General features: G+C 75.8%; 18 protein-coding genes and 1 pseudogene. 12 read left to right on the top strand and 7 right to left on the bottom strand.

Features of this window, described 5'->3' with window-relative positions; translation table 11 throughout:
* Nucleotides 1-83 precede the first annotated feature (83 nt).
* Nucleotides 84-386 carry a WhiB family transcriptional regulator gene (locus tag FKM96_RS05030; protein ID WP_147794312.1) on the bottom strand — a complete coding sequence of 101 codons (303 nt, stop codon included), beginning with the start codon at nucleotides 384-386 and terminating at the stop codon, nucleotides 84-86.
* Nucleotides 387-731: 345 nt separating this feature from the next.
* Between FKM96_RS05030 and FKM96_RS21885 the strand changes: the two genes are divergently transcribed.
* From FKM96_RS21885 to guaB, 3 genes are all read left to right on the top strand, one after another.
* A complete protein-coding gene (locus FKM96_RS21885) occupies nucleotides 732-2054 on the top strand; it encodes a MerR family transcriptional regulator (protein ID WP_305764242.1) in 1323 nt (440 codons plus the stop codon).
* Nucleotides 2055-2156: 102 nt separating this feature from the next.
* Nucleotides 2157-2852, top strand: coding sequence for a response regulator transcription factor (locus FKM96_RS05020; RefSeq protein WP_147794311.1), 696 nt, complete (start codon nucleotides 2157-2159; stop codon nucleotides 2850-2852).
* A 107-nt stretch (nucleotides 2853-2959) separates the two neighbouring features.
* Nucleotides 2960-4489, top strand: a complete 1530-nt coding sequence (gene guaB / locus FKM96_RS05015; RefSeq protein ID WP_147794310.1) for an IMP dehydrogenase — start codon at nucleotides 2960-2962, stop codon at nucleotides 4487-4489.
* Between the two features lie 63 nt (nucleotides 4490-4552).
* On the opposite strand, the pseudogene FKM96_RS05010 reads toward guaB, so the two are convergent.
* Both FKM96_RS05010 and FKM96_RS05005 read right to left on the bottom strand, forming a co-directional pair.
* A pseudogene (locus FKM96_RS05010) lies at nucleotides 4553-6111 on the bottom strand (helix-turn-helix domain-containing protein).
* Between the two features lie 249 nt (nucleotides 6112-6360).
* Nucleotides 6361-7272 (bottom strand): exonuclease domain-containing protein, encoded by a 912-nt coding sequence (locus FKM96_RS05005; protein ID WP_147794309.1) that lies wholly within the window; start codon nucleotides 7270-7272, stop codon nucleotides 6361-6363.
* 163 nt (nucleotides 7273-7435) lie between these two features.
* Between FKM96_RS05005 and FKM96_RS05000 the strand changes: the two genes are divergently transcribed.
* From FKM96_RS05000 to ptsP, 7 genes are all read left to right on the top strand, one after another.
* Nucleotides 7436-7990, top strand: a complete 555-nt coding sequence (locus FKM96_RS05000; protein WP_147794308.1) for a type 1 glutamine amidotransferase domain-containing protein — start codon at nucleotides 7436-7438, stop codon at nucleotides 7988-7990.
* 77 nt (nucleotides 7991-8067) lie between these two features.
* Entirely contained in the window at nucleotides 8068-9192 is a 1125-nt protein-coding gene (locus FKM96_RS04995; protein ID WP_147794307.1) for a GuaB3 family IMP dehydrogenase-related protein, read from the top strand.
* A 342-nt stretch (nucleotides 9193-9534) separates the two neighbouring features.
* Nucleotides 9535-10296 carry a DeoR/GlpR family DNA-binding transcription regulator gene (locus tag FKM96_RS04990; protein ID WP_147794306.1) on the top strand — a complete coding sequence of 254 codons (762 nt, stop codon included), beginning with the start codon at nucleotides 9535-9537 and terminating at the stop codon, nucleotides 10294-10296.
* The gene (pfkB, locus tag FKM96_RS04985) at nucleotides 10293-11258 is read left to right on the top strand and encodes a 1-phosphofructokinase (RefSeq protein ID WP_147794305.1); all 966 of its coding nucleotides are present in this window, start codon (nucleotides 10293-10295) and stop codon (nucleotides 11256-11258) included. Before FKM96_RS04990 ends, pfkB begins: the two co-directional genes overlap by 4 nt.
* Before the next feature lie 2 nt (nucleotides 11259-11260).
* A complete protein-coding gene (locus tag FKM96_RS04980) occupies nucleotides 11261-11716 on the top strand; it encodes a PTS sugar transporter subunit IIA (protein WP_147794304.1) in 456 nt (151 codons plus the stop codon).
* Nucleotides 11713-13275: a PTS fructose transporter subunit IIC gene (locus FKM96_RS04975; RefSeq protein ID WP_147794303.1), complete on the top strand. Its 1563-nt coding sequence runs from the start codon at nucleotides 11713-11715 to the stop codon at nucleotides 13273-13275. Before FKM96_RS04980 ends, FKM96_RS04975 begins: the two co-directional genes overlap by 4 nt.
* A gap of 99 nt (nucleotides 13276-13374) precedes the next feature.
* Entirely contained in the window at nucleotides 13375-15111 is a 1737-nt protein-coding gene (gene ptsP, locus FKM96_RS04970) for a phosphoenolpyruvate--protein phosphotransferase (protein ID WP_147794302.1), read from the top strand.
* Between the two features lie 21 nt (nucleotides 15112-15132).
* On the opposite strand, the gene FKM96_RS04965 is transcribed toward ptsP, so the two are convergent.
* The gene (locus tag FKM96_RS04965) at nucleotides 15133-15933 is read right to left on the bottom strand and encodes a helix-turn-helix domain-containing protein (protein ID WP_246855209.1); all 801 of its coding nucleotides are present in this window, start codon (nucleotides 15931-15933) and stop codon (nucleotides 15133-15135) included.
* Between the two features lie 61 nt (nucleotides 15934-15994).
* Between FKM96_RS04965 and FKM96_RS04960 the strand changes: the two genes are divergently transcribed.
* Nucleotides 15995-16516: a glyoxalase/bleomycin resistance/extradiol dioxygenase family protein gene (locus FKM96_RS04960; RefSeq protein ID WP_147794301.1), complete on the top strand. Its 522-nt coding sequence runs from the start codon at nucleotides 15995-15997 to the stop codon at nucleotides 16514-16516.
* Nucleotides 16517-16629: 113 nt separating this feature from the next.
* Nucleotides 16630-18267: a succinic semialdehyde dehydrogenase gene (locus FKM96_RS04955; RefSeq protein ID WP_147794300.1), complete on the top strand. Its 1638-nt coding sequence runs from the start codon at nucleotides 16630-16632 to the stop codon at nucleotides 18265-18267.
* 10 nt (nucleotides 18268-18277) lie between these two features.
* Here FKM96_RS04955 and FKM96_RS04950 read toward each other — a convergent pair whose 3' ends face one another.
* The 3 genes from FKM96_RS04950 to pta all read right to left on the bottom strand — a co-directional run bounded on the left by FKM96_RS04950 (nucleotide 18278) and on the right by pta (nucleotide 23526).
* Nucleotides 18278-20038: a tetratricopeptide repeat-containing diguanylate cyclase gene (locus FKM96_RS04950; RefSeq protein WP_147794299.1), complete on the bottom strand. Its 1761-nt coding sequence runs from the start codon at nucleotides 20036-20038 to the stop codon at nucleotides 18278-18280.
* Nucleotides 20039-20260: 222 nt separating this feature from the next.
* Nucleotides 20261-21448: an acetate/propionate family kinase gene (locus FKM96_RS04945; protein WP_147794298.1), complete on the bottom strand. Its 1188-nt coding sequence runs from the start codon at nucleotides 21446-21448 to the stop codon at nucleotides 20261-20263.
* Nucleotides 21445-23526 carry a phosphate acetyltransferase gene (gene pta / locus FKM96_RS04940; RefSeq protein WP_147794297.1) on the bottom strand — a complete coding sequence of 694 codons (2082 nt, stop codon included), beginning with the start codon at nucleotides 23524-23526 and terminating at the stop codon, nucleotides 21445-21447. Before pta ends, FKM96_RS04945 begins: the two co-directional genes overlap by 4 nt.
* Between the last annotated feature and the right edge of the window lie 141 nt (nucleotides 23527-23667).

The following is a 23667-nucleotide window of genomic DNA, read 5'->3' as shown; positions in this document are numbered from 1 at the left end:
CGACCGCGCGGTGTCGCACCGCGCTCGGTCGCCACGCTCAGGTGGCGGCGTCCGGGCCGTCGGCGGCTCGGACGCCGCGCGGCTCAGATCGCCTGGTGGGTCGTCCGGCCGGCGCGCTCGGCGAGGACGGCGGTGCGCTCGTCCTCGGAGAGGCCGCCCCAGACGCCGTACGGCTCGCGGACCGCGAGCGACTGCTCGCGGCACTCGTTGATGACCGGGCAGGTCGCGCAGATCGCCTTGGCCGCCTCGGCGCGGCGGCGGCGCGCGGCGCCCCGCTCGCCCTCGGGGTGGAAGAACAGGTCCTGGTCGGCGTCGCGGCAGGCACCCTCGTACTGCCACTCCCAGAGCTCCATCACGGGTCCCGGGAGGCGGGAGATCTCGGCCATGGGGGTCCTCCATCCACTCGGCGCGGTGGCGCCGTTCTGATGACGTGCGGGGGGCGGTCCGTCCGACGACCGTTCCCTGGGACCGAGGTCCCTGGTGCGTCGGCTGAACTGCACTGATGAGGACAGTACAACCGCGCCAGCAGTTGTTCAAGACCGTGTCGCGAATCGGTTCGGCGCGAATCGCTTCAGCGCGTCGACCAGCACTGACGCGATTCGTGGCGCGGTTGGTCCGGCGCGGTCGTGCGTGCTGGCGCGGTCCGGTCCGCCGCCGCTGGAAACCGCGCCAGATCCCCGGCACAATCGAGGACGGGCCGCGGGACCGGCGGCGGGGACGAGACGGACGAGATGCAGCACAGCGAGGACGAGGAGCCGACCGGCGACGCCGGGCGGGGCCCCGACGACCGCGCGACAGAGGCGGTCGAGCTCGACGGGCCGATCCTCACCGTCGCCGCCGTCGCGTCGCGCCTCGGGGTCGCCCCCGCCACGCTGCGCACCTGGGACCGCCGCTACGGGCTCGGTCCGTCGGAGCACACGGCGGGCGCGCACCGCCGGTACAGCGCGGCCGACCTGGCGCGGCTGATGGCCATGCGCTCGCTGACCCTCGACGGGGTGCCCCCGGCGGACGCCGCCCGGCTGGCCCGCGAGGGCGCGCCGGGGGTCGTGCCCGACCCCGTGACGTCGCCGGAGCACGACGGCGTCCGCGCCCACCGCGGGGCCGGGGACGGCGGGCACCGCGCCGACGGCGCCGCCGCGGACGCCGACGGCCCGGTCGGGGCTCCCGGCCCCGGCGCGACCGGCGGTCCCGACGCGACCGCCGGTCCCGGCGCGGCCGCCGGGTCCGGCTCGGGCGTCGGTCCCGACGCGACCACCGGTTCCGGTGCGACGCCCGGCCCGGACGCGCCCGGCACGCCCGCCGGCCCGGGCCGCCACCTCAGCGCCGTCCCCGACGCGCCCGCGCGCGCCCCCGAGGACGCGGCGACCGGCGACCCGCGCCCCGGCGCCCCGGCCTCGTCCCGCGCGCCCGCGGCGCCGGGCGGTCGCGCCGGGCGCCCGCCCCGGCCCGCCACCCCCACCTCGGTCATCGACGCCGCCCTCCGGGCCGACGCCGCCGAGGTGACCCGGCAGCTCGCGCTCCCCGCCGGTGGCGACCTGGTCCGCTGGTGGTCCGACCTGGTCGCGCCCGCCCGCGCGGGCATCGCGTCCCGGACCGTGCTCGCCCGCCCGGGCGACGAGCCCGACGCGCTGGTGTCCGCCGCGGCCCTGGCGGTGCTCCGCGACCGTTCGGGTCGCGTCCCGCGGCACCCGTCGCGCCGCCGGATCGTCCTGCTGCTCGCGGCACCGGGTGAACCTCGGCCGCTGTCGCTGCACGTGCTCGCGGGCGCGCTGGCCGACGCCGGCGTCGACGCGCGCGTGGTCGCGGGGCCCACGGGCCGGCACCGGCTGCTCGAGATCGCGGCCATGACCTCGCCGTCGGCGGTGGTGCTGCTGAGCGAGCAGACGGCCCCCGACCTGGGGCTCGTCGGTGCGGTGGCGGAGGCGCACGCCGAGCTGCCGGTGTTCGTGATGGTGCCGGACGAGGCGGCCGGGGAGGTCCCGCTGGGTCGTCAGGTGCACCGCGTGCGCACGGTTCCGGGCCTGGTCCACGAGGTGCTGGCCGTCTCCGCCTGACACCTGGGTTCTTCCTGGACGCTAACGTCGGCGCCGATCCGGCCGATACAGGAAGGAAGCCGGATCCGCCAGGGTCCTGGCACAGGCGGAAGGCGGAGGTCGATGGCGGGCGTCGTGGTGTGCCACGGATCGACGGCGGTGCGCGAGCGCATCGTCCTGACGGCACTCGGTGTGCCCGCGCTGGCCCCGGTGCGCGCGGCGGCGTCCGTGGACGAGCTGGTCACGCTGGCGCGGCGGGTGCCGCCGACCATCGTGCTGCTCGACGCGCACCTGCCCACCCCGGGCCCCGTGGAGGCGATCCGCCGGCTGCGCGCGGTGCCGTCGCAGTCGACGGTCGTGATGCTGGCGGTGCCCGGCGACGAGATCGCGCTGGACCGGGCGATCGCGCTCGGCGCCCGCGGGTACCTGGCCCCCGACGTCGGCCGGGCGGAGCTCGCCGCGGTCGCGGCGCACATCCTGGCGAGCCCGGGCATCCCCGGCGCGCCCGGTGCGGTGCCGCACGACGGCCTCGCCGCCGCGCACGCCCACGGCGGCGTGGCGAGCGCCCCGACCCCGGTGGTCGCCCGCGTGGAGCTGCCCGCGCAGTCCACCGGCCGTGACGAGGTCTCGCTCACGAAGCGCGAGGTCGAGGTGCTGGTCGGCATGAGCAACGGCCGGTCGAACGCGCAGATCGGCCAGGAGCTGTTCCTGTCCGAGGACACGATCAAGACCCACGCCCGCCGGCTGTTCCGCAAGCTCGGCGCCGCCGACCGCGCGCAGGCGGTGGCCATCGGGCTGCGCAAGGGCCTCATCCGCTGACGCCCGGCGCGGACGCCCCCGGACGGGGCGTCCGCGCGCGCCCGGCGTCGCGCAGGTCACCCCGGCCGGCGGCCGGGTCCTCCGACCGGCGGCCGTATCATCGGGGGATGACCGACCTGGGCACCCCTGGATCCGCCGCTCCCGCCGACCCGTTCGGCTTCATCGGTCTCACCTACGACGACGTCCTGCTGCTCCCGGGCGAGACGGACGTCATCCCGAGCGAGGTCGACACCACGACCCGGCTCACGCGTGAGATCTCCCTGTCGATCCCGCTCGTGTCCGCCGCGATGGACACCGTCACCGAGTCGCGCATGGCGATCGCCCTGGCCCGCCAGGGCGGCATCGGCGTGCTGCACCGCAACCTCTCGATCGAGGCGCAGGCCCACCAGGTCGACCTGGTGAAGCGCTCCGAGTCCGGCATGGTGTCCGACCCCGTGACCGTGGGCCCCGACGCGACGCTGGCCGAGCTCGACGCGCTCTGCGCCAAGTACCGCGTGTCCGGCCTGCCGGTCGTGGACGACGACCGCCGCCTGCTGGGCATCATCACCAACCGCGACCTGCGGTTCGTGCCGCCGGCCGAGTTCACCACCCGCCGGGTCCGCGACACGATGACGTCGATGCCGCTGATCACCGGCCCGGTCGGCATCTCGAACGACGACGCCGCGGCGCTGCTCGGCAAGCACAAGGTCGAGAAGCTGCCGCTGGTCGACGCGGACGGCCGCCTGCAGGGCCTCATCACCGTCAAGGACTTCGTGAAGTCCGAGCAGTACCCGATGGCCACGAAGGACGCGAGCGGCCGCCTGGTCGTCGCCGCGGCCGTCGGCTTCTTCGGGGACGCCTGGGACCGCGTGTCCGCCCTGGTCGAGGCCGGCGTGGACGCGCTCGTCGTCGACACCGCGAACGGCCACGCCCGGCTCATGCTCGACATGGTCCGCCGGATCAAGTCCGACCCGGGCACGAGGCACGTCCAGGTCATCGGCGGCAACATCGCGACCCGCGAGGGCGCGCAGGCGCTGGTCGACGCGGGCGTGGACGCGGTCAAGGTCGGTGTCGGCCCGGGCTCGATCTGCACGACCCGCGTGGTCGCCGGCGTCGGCGTCCCGCAGGTCACGGCGGTCTACGAGGCCTCGCTGGCCGCGAAGCCCGCGGGCGTCCCGGTCATCGCCGACGGCGGCCTGCAGTACTCCGGCGACATCGCGAAGGCCCTCGTGGCCGGCGCGGACAGCGTGATGGTCGGCGGCCTCATCGCGGGCTGCGACGAGTCGCCGGGCGACCTGGTGTTCGTCAACGGCAAGCAGTTCAAGCGCTACCGCGGCATGGCGTCGCTGGGCGCGATGCAGAGCCGCGGCGACCGCCGGTCGTACTCCAAGGACCGGTACTTCCAGGGCGACCTGACCGACGACGAGATCATCACCGAGGGCATCGAGGGCCAGGTCCCGTACCGCGGCCCGCTCGCGGCGGTGGCGCACCAGCTGGTCGGCGGCCTGCACCAGTCGATGTTCTACGTCGGCGCGCGCACGATCCCGCAGCTGCAGCAGCGCGGGAAGTTCGTCCGGATCACGCCGGCGGGGCTCAAGGAGTCGCACCCGCACGACGTGCAGATGATCTCGGAGTCGCCGAACTACACGGTGCGCTGAGCACACGCCGCACGACGAACGGCCGGGAGCACGCGCTCCCGGTCCTTCGTCGTGCGTGGGGCGTCAGTCCCGGAACGTCTCGATCTGCGCGCCGAGCTCGACGAGCCGCTCCTGCAGCCCCTCGTAGCCGCGGGCGATGATGTCGACGTTGCGCAGCACGCTCTCGCCCTTCGCCGCCAGCATGGCGAGCAGGATGACGACGGCGGGGCGCAGGGCCGGCGGGCAGGACACCTCGGCACCGGACCAGCGGGTCGGGCCGGACACCTGCAGCCGGTGCGCGTCGAGCAGCCGCACGTCGGCGCCGAGCCGCGTGAGGTCGGTCAGGTGGATCGCCCGGCCCTCGTAGACCCAGTCGTGCACCAGCGTCGACCCGGTCGCGCACGCGGCGATGACCGCGAAGAACGGCAGGTTGTCGATGTTGAGGCCGGGGAACGGCATCGGGTGGATCTTGTCCAGCGGCGCGCGCAGCTCGCTCGGGTGCACCGTGATGTCGACGAGCCGGGTGCGGCCGTTGTGCGCGGTGTACTCCTCGGACAGCGTGTAGCGCTGGCCCATCTCGGACAGGGTCGCGAGCTCGATCTCCATGAACTCGATCGGCACCCGGCCGACCGTGATCTCGGAGCCGGTGACGATGCCGGCGGTGAGCAGGCTCATCGCCTCGACCGGGTCCTCCGAGACCGCGTACTCCACGTCGGCGTCGATGTCGGCCCTGCCGTGCACCCGCAGCGTCGTGGTGCCGATGCCCTCGACCCGGACGCCCAGCAGCTCCAGGTAGAAGCACAGGTCCTGGACCATGTAGTTCGGGCTGGCGTTGCGGATGGTGGTGACGCCCGGGCGCCGGGCCGCGGCCATCAGCGCGTTCTCGGTCACGGTGTCGCCGCGCTCGGTGAGCACGATCGACAGGTTCTCGGTGCCGGGGTCGGTGACGCGGGCGAGGTAGCGGCCGCCGCTCGCGGTGACGGAGAGGCCGAACGGGCGCAGCGCGATCATGTGCGGCTCGACGGTGCGGGAGCCGAGGTCGCAGCCGCCCGCGTAGGGGAGCCGGAACTCGTCCCGCTGCCCGAGGAGCGGACCGAAGAACATGATGATCGACCGGGTGCGGCGGGCGGCGTCGACGTCGATGGCCTCGAGGTCGAGGTCCTTCGGCACGACGATCTCCAGGTCGCGGCCGTCGGCGGACCAGGTGGCGCGGACGCCGACGGACCGCAGCACGTCGACGATCCGGTCGACCTCGACGATCCGCGCGACGTTCTTGAGCCGCGTGGTGCCGCGGTTGAGCAGCGAGGCGCACAGCAGGGCGACCGCGCCGTTCTTCGACGTGTTCACGTCGAGCCGGCCGGACAGCTGCGCGCCGCCCCGCACCCGCAGGTGGGGGTGTGCTGCGGGCCGCCGAGGGTGACGATCGGGGAGTCGAGCGCGGCGCCGATCCGGGTCAGCATGTCGAGGCTGAGGTTCTGCGCGCCCTGCTCGATGCGGTGCACGGCGGACTGGCTGGTGCCGAGGAGCTCGGCGAGCTGGGTCTGCGTCAGGCCGCGGTGGCGGCGCGCGGACCGGACCAGCGAGCCCACGTGGGCCAGCTGCTCGGGGAGGGTGGGGGTGACGACGGGGATGGACGAGGTCACCGTGGGGACGGCTCCGGTCGTCGGGTTGGTCAGGGTCACGACGACGACGTTAACTCATGGATGAGATATCGGCACGGCGTCGGATGGGGAGATCGTGTGCGCGGCCCGCGGCTGCGCTGATCCCGACCTCATGGGCGGCGTTGCGCCCAGGCGAACGACGCAGGTCAGGCGATCAGCGTGTCCTGGATCGGGCGGCCGGCGAACCGGCGGTCGCGGCCGGGTCGTGCCGGATGGCGACCGGCTCCGGCGTCACGCGGACGGGGAGCGCGGGCTGGGTGGCGATCCGCCCGGTGACCCGGGCGGCGAGGTTCGGCGCGGGCGCGGCGGCGACGGGAGCGGCGACGTGCGCGGCGGCGGCCGGCGCGGCGGCGACGGTCTGGGGCGCCGGCTCCGGCGCGCCGGCAGCGGCTCGAGCGGTGCGCCCGTCCCCGGCGCCCCCGCGGCGGCCGCCGCCCGCGACGCCGCGCGGCTCGGCCACGTCGACTCCGCGCCGGGGCCGGTGTGCCCGCGCTCGGCGCGCCAGGCGTTGAACGCCTCGGCCCACGCCCGGTGCGCGGTCACCTGGTAGTCGTGCAGCGAGACCAGGTCGAGGTCGCCCAGGTGCGGGAACCGCCCGACGATCCGCTCCAGCACGTCGAGGGTCGCCACCACGTCGACGTCGGCGGTGTGCAGGCTGCCGGTGTCCACCACCTGGTAGACGCCGCACAGGTCCACGAGCTTGCGCTTGCCGGACCGGTACCGGTCCTCGGCGCGGTCGAGGACGAGCGGGTCGATGACCGGGCGCAGCTCGCCGTCGAGGCGGTCCTCGACGGTCGGCAGGCCGTGCCGGCGGAGCTCGGACTCGAGGAGGCACAGGTCGAAGGAGGCGTTGTAGGCCACGACCGGCACGCCCTCGCGGACGGCCTCGGCGATGGCGGCGGCGATCTCGTCCAGCGCCCCGCGCGGTTCGACGCCGTGCGCCCGGGCGTGCTCGGTGCTGATGCCGTGGATGGCGCTGGCGCCCTCGGGGATCTCGACGCCGGGGTCGACGAGCCAGGTGCGCACGTGGGTGCCGTCGCGGTCCCGCCGGACGAGCGCGGCCGTCACGATGCGGTCGTGGTCGGTGTCCACGCCGGTGGTCTCGGTGTCGAACCCCAGCAGCGGCCCGTCGGTCCAGGTCATGCGTCTCCCTCTCCTTCCTGCGCGGCCAGCATCGCACCGGCCACCGACGCTCCCGGGGACCCCGCGCGGCGTGTGGCCCGGCCCGGATGCGACCGGCGGCCGTCCGGGTGAGGGTGGAGGCAGACCCCGCGGACCGCGGGGAGCCCCACGGAAAGGAGTCGTCATGGCCCGCCTGACCGGCCGCACCGTCGCGTTCCTCACCAGCTCGAAGGGCATCGAGGAGCCCGAGCTCACCACGCCCTGGAAGGCCGTCGCCGACGAGGGCGGCACCCCCGTCCTCGTGTCCGCCGAGGCCGGCACCGTCCGCGCGGTGAACAACGACCTCGACCCGGGCGGCGAGTACCCGGTCGACCGCACGCTCGACCAGGTGTCCGCGGACGACATCGACGCGCTCGTCATCCCCGGCGGCACGGTGAACGCCGACACCCTCCGCACCCAGGAGGACGCGCAGGCGCTCGTGAAGGCCGTCCTCGGTGCCGGCAAGCCGGTGGCCGCGATCTGCCACGGCCCCTGGACCCTCATCGAGGCCGGCGTCGTGGACGGCGTCACGCTCACCTCGTACCCGAGCCTCGCCACCGACCTCCGGAACGCCGGCGCCACCTGGGTCGACGAGGAGGTCGTCGTGTCGCAGGCCGCCGGCGCCACGCTGATCACGTCCCGCAACCCGGACGACCTGCCGGCGTTCAGCGCGGCGGTCGTGGACGCGGTCGCGGGCTGAGCCGCACCACCCACCCGGGCCCCGTCGCGCGCCGCGGCGGGGCCCGCGTCGTGCGCCCGCGCCGGTAGCCTGTCCCGGTGAGCAACGAGATCGAGATCGGCCGCGGCAAGCGGGGACGGCGCGCATTCTCCTTCGACGACGTCGCCGTGGTGCCCTCCCGGCGCACCCGGGACCCCGAGGAGGTGTCCGTCGGCTGGCAGATCGACGCGTACCACTTCGACCTGCCGGTGCTGGCGGCGCCGATGGACTCCGTGATGAGCCCCGCGACCGCGGTCGCGCTGGGCCGCGCGGGCGGCTTGGGCGTGCTCGACCTCGAGGGCCTGTGGACCCGGTACGAGGACCCGGAGCCGCTGCTGGCGCAGATCGCCGAGCTGCCGGCCGCCGAGGCGACCGCCCGGATGCAGGAGATCTACTCCGCCCCGATCCAGCCCGAGCTGATCCGCCGCCGGGTCGGCGAGGTCCGCGACGCCGGCGTGACGGTCGCCGGCGCGCTGTCGCCGCAGCGCACGCAGGAGTTCTGGAAGGACGTCGTCGACGCGGGCGTCGACCTGTTCGTCATCCGCGGCACCACGGTGTCGGCCGAGCACGTGTCCGGCCGCGCGGAGCCGCTCAACCTCAAGCGGTTCATCTACGAGCTCGACGTGCCCGTGATCGTCGGCGGCGCGTCGACCTACACCGCCGCGCTGCACCTCATGCGCACGGGCGCGGCAGGCGTGCTCGTCGGGTTCGGCGGCGGCGCGGCGCACACCACCCGGGTGTCGCTGGGCATCCACGCCCCGATGGCGACCGCGGTCGCGGACGTCGCGGCCGCGCGCCGGGACTACCTCGACGAGTCGGGCGGCCGGTACGTGCACGTCATCGCCGACGGCGGCGTGGGGCGCTCGGGCGACCTGGTGAAGGCGATCGCCTGCGGCGCGGACGCGGTCATGCTCGGCGCCGCGCTGGCCCGCGCGACCGACGCCCCCGGCGGCGGCTGGCACTGGGGCCCGGAGGCGCACCACCCGCACCTGCCGCGCGGCGAGCGGGTGCAGGTCGGCCAGGCGGGCACGCTGGAGCAGGTGCTGTTCGGCCCGGGCCACACCGCCGACGGCTCGCTCAACCTCATCGGCGCGCTGCGTCGGGCGATGGCGACGACCGGGTACTCGGACGTCAAGGAGTTCCAGCGCGTGGAGATCGTGGTCTCCCCGTACCAGCCGCGCTGACGCCGGCACCCGCGCACCGAGGGCCGCGGCTCCCCGAGGGGGAGCCGCGGCCCTCGTCGTGTCGGGGGGCGTGCGGCACGCGTCACCGGAAGCAGGTGGAGCGTTCTGCCCGGCACACCCCGGCGTGTCGGGCAGAACGCTCCACCCCGGTCCACTCGAGGCTCGGGCGCGGGTCCCGGGCGTGGGCGGATGCCCGTTTCGTTCGTGTTTGAGTCCGAGTCGGTTTGATTGCTTGCGTTTCCGTGTCCGACTGCGGCATGCTGGATCGCGCAGCCGCCCAGCGCCGGGCCCCCTCGGCGCCCGGGTCGGCCGTGCAGACGACCCGGACCCGACGGAGGCGACGTGTACGCAACGGAGCGCCAGCAGCAGATCCTGGCGGCCGCGCGACGGGACGGGCGCGTGGACGTCGCCTCGCTCGCGACCACCCTCGACGTCACGCCGGAGACCGTGCGCCGCGACCTCACCGTCCTCGAGCGGCACGGGCTGGTCCGCCGGGTGCACGGCGGTGCGATCCCGGTGGAGCAGCTCGGCTTCGAGCCCGGCCTGGCGCAGCGCGAGGGCCTGCTGTCGGGGGAGAAGGACCGGATCGCCAAGGCCGCGCTGGAGGAGCTGCCGGCCGGCGGCGCGATCATCCTCGACGCGGGCACCACCACGGTCCGGCTGGCGGAGCTGCTGCCGACGGACCGCGAGCTCACCGTCGTCACGCACGCGCTGCCGGTCGCGACGGTGCTCGCGACCCGGCCCGGCATCACGCTGCACCTGGTCGGCGGCACGGTCCGCGGCCGGACGCTCGCGGCGGTCGGCACCTGGGCGCTGCGCGAGCTCGCGGACATCCACGTGGACACGGCCTTCCTCGGCACCAACGGCCTGAGCGTCGAGCACGGCCTGACCACGCCGGACCTCGCGGAGGCCGCCGTGAAGCGGGCGCTCGTGACCGCGGCGCGGCGCACGGTCGTGCTGGCCGACCACACCAAGCTCGGCCGCGCGGACTTCGCGCACGTGGCGTCGCTGGAGCAGGTCGACACGCTCGTCACCGACTCCGGGGTGATGCCCGAGCTCGCGGACGAGGTCGAGGCCGCCGGCACGCGGGTGGTGCGCGCATGACCGCCGGGGGCGCGCCGCGCGTCGTCACGCTCACCCCGAACCCGAGCCTGGACCGCGCGCTGCACCTCGAGCGGCTCGCGGTCGGCGAGGTGAACCGCGCCGCGGCCACCCACCTGCACCCCGGGGGCAAGGGCATCAACGTGTCCCGCGCGCTCGCCGCGCACGGCGTCGCGTCCCGGGCGGTCATGCCGTCCGGCGGGCCGGACGGCGCGCAGGTCGTCGCGCTGCTCGCCGCGCAGGGCGTCGACGCGCGGCCCGTGCCCGTCGCCGGCGACACCCGGTCCAACATCACGCTCACCGAGTCGAGCGGCGCGACGACCAAGATCAACGCGCCGGGCGCCGCCCTGACCCCCGACGAGGTCGCGGCGCTGCTCGCCGCGGTGGAGTCCGAGCTCGCCGGGGCGACCGCCGTGGTCGCGGCGGGCAGCCTGCCGGCCGGGCTGGGCGACGACTTCTTCACCGCCGTCGCCGACCTGGGTGCGCGGCACGGCGTCCCGGTCGTGCTGGACACCTCGGGCGCCCCGTTCGCCGCCGCCGTCCGGCACGGCGGCCTCGCGCTGGTGAAGCCCAACGACGAGGAGCTCGCCGAGCTCGCGGGCCACGAGCTCGTGACCGTCGGCGACGTCCTCGCGGCCGCGCGGGCGGTCCAGGCCCTCGGCACCGCCGCCGTGCTGGTCAGCCTCGGCGCGCACGGCGCGCTCCTGGTCGCGGACGGGGGCTCCTGGTGGGCCGGCGGCCCGGGCCTGGTCCCCGTGTCCACGGTCGGCGCGGGGGACTCGACCCTCGCCGGCTACCTCGCGGCCGACGGCCCGCCCCCGGACCGGCTGCGCCGCGCGGTCGCCTGGGGCCGCGCCGCCGTCCTGCTCCCGGGCAGCGCGGTCCCGCGCCCGTCCGACGTCCGACCCGACGAGGTCGCCCTGGTGGCCGACCCCGACCCCGCCCTCGCGCTGAAGGAGCTCTGACCATGAGCCTGCCCCTGACCTCCGCCGACCTCGTCGGCGTCGACCTGGCCGCGGCCGACCGCGACGACGCGACCCGCCAGCTCATCGCCCTGCTCGCCGCCGCGGGCCGGGTGACCGACGCCGAGGGCTTCCACGCCGATGTCCGCGCCCGCGAGGCGCAGATGGCCACCGGCATGCCCGGCGGCGTCGGCCTGCCGCACGCCCGGTCCGAGCACGTGTCCGCCCCGAGCCTCGCGGTCGGCAAGCTCCGGGAGCCCGTCGACTGGGGTGCCCCGGACGGGCCGGCCCGCCTGGTGTTCCTCATCGCCGCACCCGCGGGCGGGGACGCCGACCACCTGCAGATCCTGGCCGCGCTCGCCCGCCGGCTGGTGCACGAGTCGTTCCGGCAGTCGCTGCTCGACGCGCCCGACGCGGCGACGGTGGCCGACATCGTCCAGCGAGAGGTGGTGCCGTCATGAAGTTCGTCGCCGTGTCCTCGTGCCCCACGGGGATCGCCCACACGTACATGGCCGCGGAGGCCCTCGAGCAGGCCGGCAAGGCTGCCGGCCACGAGGTGCACGTCGAGACGCAGGGCGCTGCTGGCTCGACCCCGCTGGACCCGGCGATCATCGCCGCCGCCGACGGCGTGATCTACGCCGCGGACCTCGAGGTCCAGGCGAAGGACCGGTTCGCCGGCAAGCCGTTCGTCGACGTCGGCGTGAAGAAGGCGGTGCACGACCCGAACGGCGTGCTCGCCCAGGCCGTCGCGGCGGTCGAGGCGGGTGTGCCCGCGGCGGACGCCGCAGCGGCGGGCGCCGCACCCACCGCCGGCGGGGCCCCGCGCCCCGCGGTCAAGGTCGACCCCAACGCGGGCGTCGGCACCCGGATCCGGCAGTGGCTGATGACGGGCGTGTCGTACATGATCCCGTTCGTCGCCGCCGGCGGGATCCTCATCGCCCTCGGCTTCATGATCGCGCAGGCGGCCTGGCCCGGGAACGAGGGGCCGGTCGCGGTGACCGCGGTGCCGGTCGAGGACCTGATCACCTCGTTCAGCATCACCTCCGGCCAGGACTGGGCGGTGCTGCTCTACCAGACCGGTGCGGCCGCGTTCGGGTTCCTCGTGGCGGTGCTGTCCGGGTTCATCGCGTACGCGATCGCCGACCGGCCCGGCCTGGTGCCCGGCTTCGTCGGCGGCGCGATCTCCGTGGTGATCGGCGCGGGCTTCCTCGGCGGCCTGGTCACCGGGTTCGTCGGCGGTTTCCTCGCGCTGTGGATCAGCCGGTGGCGGGTGCCGAAGGGCGTGCGCGGCGTGATGCCCGTCGTGGTGACGCCGCTGCTGTCCTCGCTGGTCACCGGCTTCCTCATGTTCGTGGTCATCGGTAGGCCGATCGCTGACGTGATGGACGGGCTGACGAACTGGCTCAACGGGCTGTCCGGCTCGAACCTCGTGCTCATGGGCGCGCTGCTCGGCGCGATGATGGGCTTCGACCTCGGCGGCCCGATCAACAAGGTCGCGTACACCTTCGCGGTGACCGGCCTGGCGACCGAGGGGCTGACCGGGGACGCCGTGCAATACCGGATCATGGCGGCGGTGATGGCGGCGGGCATGGTCGCCCCGCTGGCGATGGCCCTGGCGACCGTCGTCCGCAAGGCGCTGTTCACGCACGCCGAGCGGGAGAACGGCAAGGCCGCCTGGCTGCTCGGCCTGTCGTTCATCTCCGAGGGCGCGATCCCGTTCGCCGCGGCCGACCCGTGGCGGGTCATCGTGTCCTCGGTCGTCGGGTCCAGCGCCGCCGGCGCGATCACGATGGCGGTCGGCTCGGGGCTGCGGGCGCCGCACGGCGGCATCTGGGTGCTGCCGCTCATCTCGGACGCGCTCGGGTTCCTCCTGGCGGTCGCGGTCGGCACCGTGGTGACCGCGGGCATCGTGGTCGTGCTCAAGGGGCTGCGACCGAGCCCGCTGGTCGAGGCCGAGCGGGAGGCCGACGCCGCGGCCGCCGCGACCGCGCCGACCGCCGCCCAGCCCGCCGTCGCCTGACGGCATCCTGGTGTCCCCGGGCCCGCCGCGGCCCGGGGACGCCCGGGGCGGGACCTCCGCCCCTTCACAGACCGATCTCGACGGGGAGACGCTCGCACCATGACCGACACGCGAACCGAGACGACCGCACCGCCCGCCGCCGGGACGGTGCTCCAGGGGGTGGGCGTCGGCCGCCGCGTCGCCGTCGGCCCGGTGGTGCGGGTGCGCCCCGTCCCGGCCGTGCCCGGCGACGCCCCGGTGCTCCGGGACGGCGGGCCGGTGCCGGCCGACGAGCTGCCCGACGCCGTGGCCGCCGCCTTCGCGGCGGTGGGCGACGGGCTGCGCGAGCAGGCGGCCCGCGCCACGGGCACGGTCGCCGAGGTGCTGGGCGCGACCGCGATGATGGCCGACGACCCCGCCCTGCGGGACCAGGTGCTCGGCCGGGTCCGCGGCGGCGAGCCCCCGGTCGCGGCGATCGACGCCGTGGTCGGCACCTTCGCCGCGATGTTCGAGCAGGCGGGCGGCTACCTCGCCGAGCGGGTCACCGACCTGCGCAGCGTCCGGGACCGGGTCGTCTCCCGGCTCGCCGGGCTGCCGGCGCCCGGGGTGCCCGAGCTCCGCGAGCCGTCCGTGGTCGTCGCCCTCGACCTCGCGCCGGCCGACACCGCCGCGCTCGACCTCGAGCGCGTGCTCGCCCTCGTCACCGAGGAGGGCGGCCCGACCGGGCACACCGCGATCATCGCCGGGCAGAACGGCATCCCGTGCGTCGTCCGGACCACAGGCGCGTCGGCGCTCGCGGACGGGGTGGTGGTCGGCGTGGACGCGGCGGGCGGGACCGTGCTCGTCGAGCCGTCCGCCGACGACCGCGCCGCGCTGGAGGCCCGCGCCGCCGCCGAGCGCGCGCTGGAGTCCGACACCGACCCGGGCGGCACGGTCGACGGGCACCGGGTCCAGCTGCTCGCCAACATCGGCACCGCCGAGGACGCCGAGAAGCTCGTCGGCGCGGCCGTCGAGGGCGTCGGGCTGTTCCGCACCGAGGTGCTGTTCCTCGGCCGGCAGCAGGCGCCGACGGTCGACGAGCAGGCCGCCGCGTACGCCCGGGTGCTGCGCGCGCTCGGCCCGGACCGCAAGGTCGTCGTCCGGACCCTCGACGCGGGCGCCGACAAGCCGCTCGCGTTCGCGAACCTGCACGCGGAGGAGAACCCGGCGCTCGGCGTGCGCGGGTACCGGCTCGTCCGGTCCGCGCCCGGGCTGCTCACCGACCAGCTCACCGCGCTGGCGCGGGCCGGCGAGGAGACCGGCACCCAGCCGTGGGTGATGGCGCCGATGATCGCGACCCCCGCGGAGTCCCGGGCGTTCGCGGACGCCGTGCACGCCGCGGGCCTGCGCACCGCCGGCGTCATGGTCGAGGTGCCCGCCGCCGCGCTGCGCGCCGCCGCGGTGCTCGACGAGGTCGACTTCGTCTCGCTCGGCACCAACGACCTGGCGCAGTACACGATGGCCGCCGACCGGCTGCGGGGCGAGCTCGTCGACCTGCTCGACGCCTGGCAGCCGGCCGTCCTGGAGCTCGTCGCGGCGACCGCCCGGGCGGGTGCGGCGAAGGACCGGCCGGTCGGGGTGTGCGGCGAGTCCGCGTCCGACCCGCTGATGGCGCTCGTGCTCACGGGGCTCGGCGTCACCAGCCTGTCCATGTCGCCCGCCGCGCTGCCCGCGGTCCGGTTCGCGCTGCGCCGGCACACGCTGGACGCGTGCCGGGCGATGGCGGACGCGGCCTTGGCGGCGGCCGACCCGGTCGCGGGGCGTGCGGCGGTGGCGGGGCTGCTCGACCCGGAGGCGCGGGCGACGCTCGGGGTGTGAGACCGGGACCCGGCGGCCGGTTCAGGCCGCCGCCGGGGCGTGCCGCCGCGTCCGCGCCGGGGTCTCGCCGACCACCGCCCGGTACCGGCGCGTGAAGTGCGCCTGGTCCGTGTAGCCGAGGTCCGCCGCGAGACCCGCGAGGTCCGCGCCGGGGTCGGCGTGCAGCGTCGTCGCCGCGGCCTGCAGCCGCCGGCACTCGATCAGCCACTTCGGCGTCAGCCCGGTGTGCTGCCGGACGACCCGGCTGAGCGTGCGCGTCGTCGTGCCGAGCAGGTCCGCCAGGTCGGCGACCCGCAGCACGTCGGCGCGCTCCTCGGCGACCCGGCACGCGGCGTTCGCGAGCCGGCCCGCGTCGTCCACGCGCGCGGCGGCCGGGCCGAGCCAGGCGCGCAGCAGCGCGGCGACGGCGGCGTCGGCCGCATCCGGGGCGTGCGCCATCGCGGCGGCGACGGCGGGCAGGGGCGCTCCCGGCAGCGGCTCCCAGCGGCCGACCAGGCGGGTGGGCTCCGTCGTCGTCAGCGCGCGGGTCGCGGCGGGCCGCAGCAGCACACCGACGACCCACGACCGGCCGGCGAGATCCTGCGTCGTCAGCACCCGGGACGGGCCGTGCAGGGTCGCGCCCGCCGGCTGGAGCACCGCGTTCGCGGCGGGGTAGGTGAGCACCCGCTGCGTCCGAACCTCGCCGGACGGCACGTCCCAGCGGGCCACCCAGACGTGCCGGACGAGGTCGTCGAGGGGTTCGCCGGGCCCACCCGCCAGCACGAACCGCGAGAACGCGACCCCGGGGTCGCCCGGGTTGAGGTGCCCCGCCGACTCGACCACGCGCCGCCCTCCTGTCCCGTTCGTACAAGACCCCGCGTCCCGGGCGGGCGAGGCTCGGGGCATGACCGAGAGCACCGCACCCACGACCGCCACCACCCCCGCGACCGGCGCGCACACCACCGACGGGGTCCCGCACGGGATCACGTCGCTGACCCCGCACCTCGTCGTGCACCCGGCCGCCGAGGCCATCGGATTCTACGAGCGGGTGCTCGGCGCCCGGGTCGTCGACGTGTTCCGGATGGGCGACCTCGTGGGCGAGGCCTCGCTCGACCTCGGGAACGGCCGGTTCACGCTGGGCGACCCGATGCCCGCCTACGGCATCACGACCCCGGACCCCGACGCCGCGACCTACTCGCTCGCCGTGCACGTCCGCGACGTCGACGCCACCGTCGAGCGCGCCGTCGCCGCCGGCGCGACGCTGCGCGAACCCGTGACGACGTTCGTGTCCGGCGACCGGTACGGCTCGGTCACCGACCCGTTCGGCGTGCGGTGGACCGTGATGGCCCGGGTGGAGGACCTGTCGCCCGAGGAGTCGGCGCGCCGCGTGGCGGCGTGGGCGGCCGAGCAGGCGGCGCAGGGCTGACGGGCCGTGGGCCCGCGACCCGGGGCGCCGCGACCCGGGGCGCCGCGACCCGGGGACCCGTGACCGGGCGCCGGGTCCGGGACCTGTCCCGGCGCGGCGCGTAGCCTGGCCGCATGGTGCCCGAGCACGGCGTCCTCGACCCGGAGACCGACCCCCTCGCCACGTTCGTCCTGGAACCGGACGACCTGCGCGACCTGGCGGACCGGGTCGTGAGCTCGCCCGCCGCGGGGACGCGCACGCACCACGCGCCGTGGACCCGCGCGCCCCTCGCCACCCTCCCGCAGTCGACGCCCGACGACGTGGCCCGGGCGGCGCGCGCGGCGCGGGCGGCCCAGCGCCGGTGGGCGGCCGTCCCCGCCCGGGACCGCGCGCGGCTGCTGCTGCGCGTGCACGACCTGCTGCTGCGGCGGCAGAGCGACGTGCTCGACCTCGTCCAGCTCGAGAACGGCAAGGCGCGCGGCGCGGCGTACGAGGAGGTCGTCGACGTCGCGCTGCTCGCGCGGCACCTCGGCCGGAGCGCGCCGCGGACGCTCGCGCCCGAGCGGCGCCCGGGGCTGGTGCCGGGCCTCACGTCGGTGCGCGTCGTGCACGACCCGGTCGGGGTCGTCGGGGTCGTCGCGCCGTGGAACTACCCGCTGAGCCTGACGCTCGGGGACGTCCTCCCGGCGCTCGCGGCTGGGGACGCGGTGCTGCTGCGGCCGGACCCGCAGACCCCGCTGACGGCGCTGTGGGCGGTCGAGCTGCTCGAGGACGCCGGGATGCCCCGGGGGCTGGTGCAGGTCGTGCTGGGCGACGGCCCGACGGTCGGGGCGGCGGTCGTGGACCACGTGGACCACGTCGTGTTCACCGGGTCGACGGAGACCGGCCGGCTCGTCGCCGCGCGGGCGGGGGAGCGGCTGGTGCCGAGCACGCTGGAGCTCGGCGGCAAGAACGCGATGTACGTCGCGGAGGACGTGGACGTCGAGGTCGCCGCCGAGGGTGCCGTGCGCGCCTGCTTCGGCGGCACCGGGCAGCTGTGCGTGTCCGTCGAGCGGCTGTACGTGCACCGGGACGTGTACGACGCCTTCGCCGCGGCGTTCGCGCGCCGGACCCGGGCGCTGCGCGTCGGCACCGGGCTCGACCACCGGTCGGACGTCGGGTCGCTCACCTCGGCCGAGCAGCTGGCCCGCGTCGTCGAGCACGTGGAGGACGCGCTGTCCGGCGGCGCGCACGTGCTCGCCGGCGGCGTGCACCGCACCGACCTCGGGCCGTACGTGTACGAGCCGACGGTCCTGGAGGGCGTCGGCCCGCACGCCCGGGCGTTCCGCGAGGAGACGTTCGGGCCCGTCGTGGCGCTGTCCCCGGTGGCCTCGGACGACGAGGCGGTGGCCGCGCTGAACGACTCGGCCTATGCCCTCAACGCGTCCGTGTGGACCCGGTCGACCCGGCGGGGCGCCGCGCTCGCGGCCCGGCTGCGCGCCGGCAGCGTGAACGTCAACGACGGCTACCAGGCCGCCTGGGGCTCGGTGGCGGCGCCGCAGGGCGGCCGCGGGGCGTCGGGCTGGGGGCACCGGCACGGCCGCGAGGGGCTGCTGGCGCTGACCGCGACCCGTACCGTCGCGGTGCAGCGGGGCGTGCACGGCGTGCGCGTCGCGGGCCGCACCCTGGTCCCGCCGCTCGGGCCGGGCCGGCTGCTGGCGGGCGACCCGGAGCGCTGGACCGCGACGGTCACCGCCGCGCTCCGCGCCGCGCGCGCCGTACGCCTGCGCTGAACCCCGCGCGTCAGCTCGGCTGGCAGGCCGCCGCGGTGCCCGCCGACGGGGTGCGGGGCGCCGTGCCGCCCGTGCGCGGGACCGGCACGGGGAGCGGCGCGGGCGAGGACGGCGTGCCGTCGAACACCACCCGGTTCCGCCCCTCGCGCTTCGCGCGGTAGAGCGCCGCGTCCGCCCGGGACACCAGGGTGTCGCGCGCCTCGCCGTCCGCGGCCATCGCGCCGCCGAAGCTGACCGTGACCCGCAGGCCGGGCGACAGCTCGTGCCACGGGTACCCGGCGATCGTCGCCCGGATGCGCTCGCAGACGGCCAGCGCCTGCTCGTGCGGGGAGTCCAGCAGCACGAGCGTGAACTCCTCGCCGCCGATGCGCGCCGTGGCGTCGCCGACCCGGACGGCGCTGGTCATGATCTGCGCGACCCGGCGCAGCACCTCGTCGCCGACGGGGTGCGAGTGCTCGTCGTTGACCGCCTTGAACAGGTCGATGTCCGCGACCACGTAGGCCAGCTCGGCCTCACGCCCGAGCCGCGCGGCGATGACCGCGTCGAGGCCGCGGCGGTTCAGCAGGCCGGTGAGCGGGTCGTGCGCGGCGTCGTGCTGCAGGGTCTCGTTGAGCGCGGTGAGCTCGGCGGCGCGCTTGCGGGCCTGGTCGCGCGCCTGGCGGACCCGCTCGACGTCCAGCTGGGCGTTGACGACGATGCCGCGGCGCTCGGCGGCCTGGTCGCGCTGGGCCATGACCGCCTCGTGGTACCGGCGGTGGGTGTCGAGCGCGGCGCGCAGGTCGCCCGCGTCCTCGTGCACCTGGACGAGCTCGAGCAGCACGTCGGCGCGCTCCATCGGCCGCAGCGACTGCTCGGTCAGCAGCAGCCCCTCGTGCAGGGTGGCGACGGCGCCGGCGTGGTCGCCGCGCAGCCGGCGCAGCCTCCCGAGGGCCGCGTGGTACCGGATCGTCAGGTAGCGGGCCGCGACGCGGGGCAGCGCCGCCTCGGCCTCGGCCAGCGCGGCCGTGGCGGCGTCCAGGTCGCCCCCGGCCATGTGCGCGCGGGCCAGGCGCACCTGGGCCTCGACGGCCATGCGCGGGTTGCCGGAGTCGCCGCCGTCGGCGTCGGGGACACCGCGTGCCGCCTCGAGCCCGCGCAGCGCGAGCTGCACCGCGCGGGTGGCGAGCGCCCGCGCGCGGACGGGGTCGGTGGCGCGCAGGGCCTCGCTCTCGTCGGTGTCGAGCTTGGCCAGGCCCGACAGCGTGGCGCAGGTGCCGTCCGGGCGGTCCAGCTCGGGCCACAGCCGCGCGGCCTCGTCCAGCAGCTCGCGCGCCTTCTCCGGGAACCGGCCCATCGAGATGTAGGTGTCGGCGAGGTTGTTCAGCGCCGCGGCGAGTCCCTCGGTGTCGTGGAGCTCGCGCCGGATCCCGAGCGACCGGTCCAGCAGCTCCAGGGCCGACAGGTTGTCGCCGAAGCCGTTGTAGACGGCCGCGAGCCCCTGCAGCAGCCGGCCCTCCCACGCGCGCATCCCGTGGGTCGTCGCGAGCTCCAGCGCGTGCTCGATGGCCCGCAGCGCGAGAGGGTCCTCGCCGAGCAGGTGGTGGGCCCAGCCGCCGTTGTACTCGAGCTCGATCTCGACGGCCACGGCGCCCTCCGCGCGGGCCTCGTCGAGCAGCGCGGGCAGGGCCGCGACGCACAGCGCGGGGGCCGCGTCGCACAGCCGGTCGACGCGGGCCAGCTCCGAGCGCCAGTAGGACTCGCGGTCCTCGGCGGTGGCTCGGGCATGCGTCATGCTCGTCGTATCGGCGACGACCCCCGAGGGCTGGAGCGGTCGTTCGGGTGAAGTCCGCGGGGCGGACAGGTGACGTCCGGCGGGCGGGAAGGTGACGCGGCAGGGACCGAACGGGTGACGCGTCAGGAACGGCGCGGCTCGCCGGCCCCGGAGACGCCCGGGGCCCGCCCCGGACGTGCCGGGACGGGCCCTGTCGTGCGGTGCGGCGCTGACGCCGCGGCGTCAGGCGATCGCCGCGACCGACTGCCGGGCGATCTCGAGCTCCTCGTTCGTCGGGATCACCAGCACGGTGACCTCGGCGCCGTCGGGGGAGATGACCTTCGGCTCCTTGATCCGGCCGGCGTTGCGCTCCGGGTCGACCCGGATGCCGAGGCGCTCCAGGCCCGCCAGGGCGTTGAGCCGGACGATGTCGTCGTTCTCGCCGATGCCGGCGGTGAACGTGATGACGTCGACGCGGCCGAGCTCGGCGTAGTACTTGCCCACGTAGCCCTTGATGCGGTGGTAGTAGACGTCGAGGGCGGTCTTGACCCGCTCGTCGCCCGCGGCCACGGCGTCGTGCACGTCGCGCATGTCGGTGTAGCCGGAGAGGCCGAGCATGCCGGACTTCCGGTTGAGCAGCTCGTCCAGCTGGTCGATGGTGTAGCCGCCGACGCGGGCCAGGTGGAACAGCACGGCGGGGTCGATGTCGCCGGACCGGGTGCCCATGACCAGGCCCTCGAGCGGGGTCAGGCCCATCGAGGTGTCGATGCAGGCGCCGCCGCGGACGGCCGACGCCGAGGCGCCGTTGCCGAGGTGCAGGACGATCGTGTTGAGCTCCTCGAGCGGCTTGCCCAGGAACTCGGCGGTCGCGCGGGACACGTACAGGTGCGACGTGCCGTGCGCGCCGTACCGGCGGATCTTGAACTCCTTGGCGACCTGCTCGTCGATCGCGTAGGTGTACGCGGCCGGCGGCATGGTGCGGTGGAACGCGGTGTCGAAGATCGCGACGTGCGGGATGTTCGGGAACGCGTGCCGCGCGGCCTGGATGCCCGCGACGTTCGCCGGGTTGTGCAGCGGCGCGAGCGGGGAGAGCTCGTCGATCTGCGCGAGGACGGCGTCGTCGATCACGGCCGGGCCGTCGAAGACGTCGCCGCCCTGGACGACGCGGTGGCCGACGGCGGTGAGGTCCTCCTCGCGGAGCTGCGGGCCCTGCTCCTCGAACAGGCCGAGGACGAGGCGCATGCCGGTCTCGTGGTCCGGGACGGGCTGCTCGAGCACGGTCGCCCCGTTCGGGCCCTCGTGCTTGACCTTGCCGACCTCGAGGCCGATGCGCTCGACGATGCCGGAGGCGAGCGCGTCGCCGGAGGTGGCGTCGACCAGCTGGTACTTGATGGACGAGGAGCCGGAGTTGATGACGAGGACGTGGTTCACTTCGAGCCTTCCGGGGTCGCGCCCATGGCCTGGGCCTGGATCGCCGTGATGGCGACGGTGTTGACGATGTCCTGCACCAGGGCGCCCCGGGACAGGTCGTTGACGGGCTTGCGCAGGCCCTGGAGCACCGGGCCGACGGCCACGGCACCGGCGGAGCGCTGCACGGCCTTGTAGGTGTTGTTGCCGGTGTTGAGGTCCGGGAACACGAAGACGGTGGCGCGGCCGGCGACGGCGGAGTCGGGCATCTTGGTCTGGGCGACCGAGGCGTCGACGGCGGCGTCGTACTGGATCGGGCCCTCGACGCTCAGGTCGGGGCGGCGCTCGCGGACGAGCTCGGTGGCGGTGCGGACCTTGTCCACGTCGGCGCCCGAGCCGGACGACCCGGTGGAGTAGGACAGCATCGCGATGCGCGGCTCGATGCCGAACTGCGCGGCGGTCTCGGCGGAGGAGATCGCGATGTCCGCGAGCTGCTCGGCCGTCGGGTCGGGGTTCACGGCGCAGTCGCCGTAGACCAGCACGCGGTCCTCGAGGCACATGAGGAACACCGAGGACACCACGGAGGTGCCGGGGGTGGTCTTGATGATCTCGAAGGACGGCTTGATGGTGTGCGCGGTGGTGTGCGCGGCGCCGGAGACCATGCCGTCGGCCAGGCCGAGCTGCACCATCATCGTGCCGAAGTACGACACCGAGGACACGATCTCGCGCGCCCGCTCCACGGTCATGCCCTTGTGCTTGCGCAGCTCGGTGTACTCCGCGGCGAACCGCTCGAGCAGCTGGCCGGCCTTCGGGTCGATGACCTTCGCCGCCGACAGGTCGAGGCCCAGCTCGGTGGCGCGGGTCCGGATGGACGCCTCGTCGCCGAGGATCGTCAGGTCGGCGACCTCGCGCTGCAGCAGGGTGGACGCGGCGCGCAGGATGCGGTCGTCGCTGCCCTCGGGGAGCACGACGTGCTTGCGGTCGGACCGGGCCCGGTCGAGCAGCTCGTACTCGAACATGAGCGGCGTGACGACCTCGGGGGCCGGCACCTCGAGGGCGGCCAGGGCCTCCTCGGCGTCGGTGTGCTTCTCGAACAGCGCGAGGGCGGTGTCGACCTTGCGCTGCGAGTCGGCGGAGAGCCGGCCGCGGGTGCCGGCGGCAGCGGAGGCGGAGCCGAACGTGCCGAGGTCGGTGCGGATGATCGGCAGCCGGCTGCGGAGGCCGTCGACCAGGCGGGACACCGTCGCCGGCGGCTCGAAGCCGCCGTTGAGGATGATGCCGGACAGCGACGGGAAGCCGTCGGCGGCGTGCGCCATGAGCAGGCCGAGCAGGATGTCGGACCGGTCGCCGGGGACGATCACGACGACGCCGTCGGACAGGCGCTCCAGCAGGTGCTCGATCGACATGGCGCCGACCAGGACGTCGGTGGCCTCGCGGGGCAGCAGCTGGGCGTCGCCGCCGATCAGGGTGCCGTCGACGGACTCCATGAGCTGGCGCACCGTGGGGGCGACGAGGAACGGCTCCTCGGGCAGCGCCCACGCGGTGGCGCGGGTGGACAGCTCGGCGCGGACCGCGTCGAGGTTGTCGGGGTCGCACCGGTTGGCGACGATCGCGACGACCTGCGCGTGCCCGGCCTCGAGCTCGGCGGCGGCGACCTCGGCGACCTGGCGGACCTCCTCGGGGGAGCGGCCCTGGCCCTTGACGCAGAGCAGGACGGGGGCGCCGAGGTTGGCGGCGATCCGGGCGTTGAAGCCGAGCTCGGCCGGGCCGGCGATGTCGGTGTAGTCGGTGCCGACCACGACGACGACGTCGCAGTCGCGGGCGACCGCGTGGTACCGCTGCACGATCGTGGCGAGCGCGGCCTCGGGGTCGTGGTGCACGGCCTCGTAGCTGGTGCCGATGCAGTCCTCGTAGGACAGGTCGACGCCGTCGTGGGCGAGCAGCAGCTCCAGCACGTAGTCGCGGGTCTCGGTGGAGCGCGCGATGGGCCGGAACACGCCGACCTTCTGCACGGTGCGGGTCAGCAGGTCGACCAGGCCGAGGGCGACGGTCGACTTGCCGGTGTCCCCCTCGGGGGACGTGACGTAGATGCTGCGGGCCACGGGTGGGCTTCTTCCTCGTCGGCTTGGGCCGGGGTCGCCGGCCGTCAGGTGGTGGGATGAATTCTGCCGGACGTCCGGCGCCGGATCGCGCCGGAGCCCGGGTGACGCGGGCCACCCGGGGTCCCTCCCGGCCGTCTGACG

Source organism: Cellulomonas sp. Y8 (genome assembly GCF_008033115.1).
In the GTDB taxonomy this organism is placed as follows: domain Bacteria; phylum Actinomycetota; class Actinomycetes; order Actinomycetales; family Cellulomonadaceae; genus Cellulomonas.
This window is presented reverse-complemented; position numbering and strand designations above follow the sequence as displayed.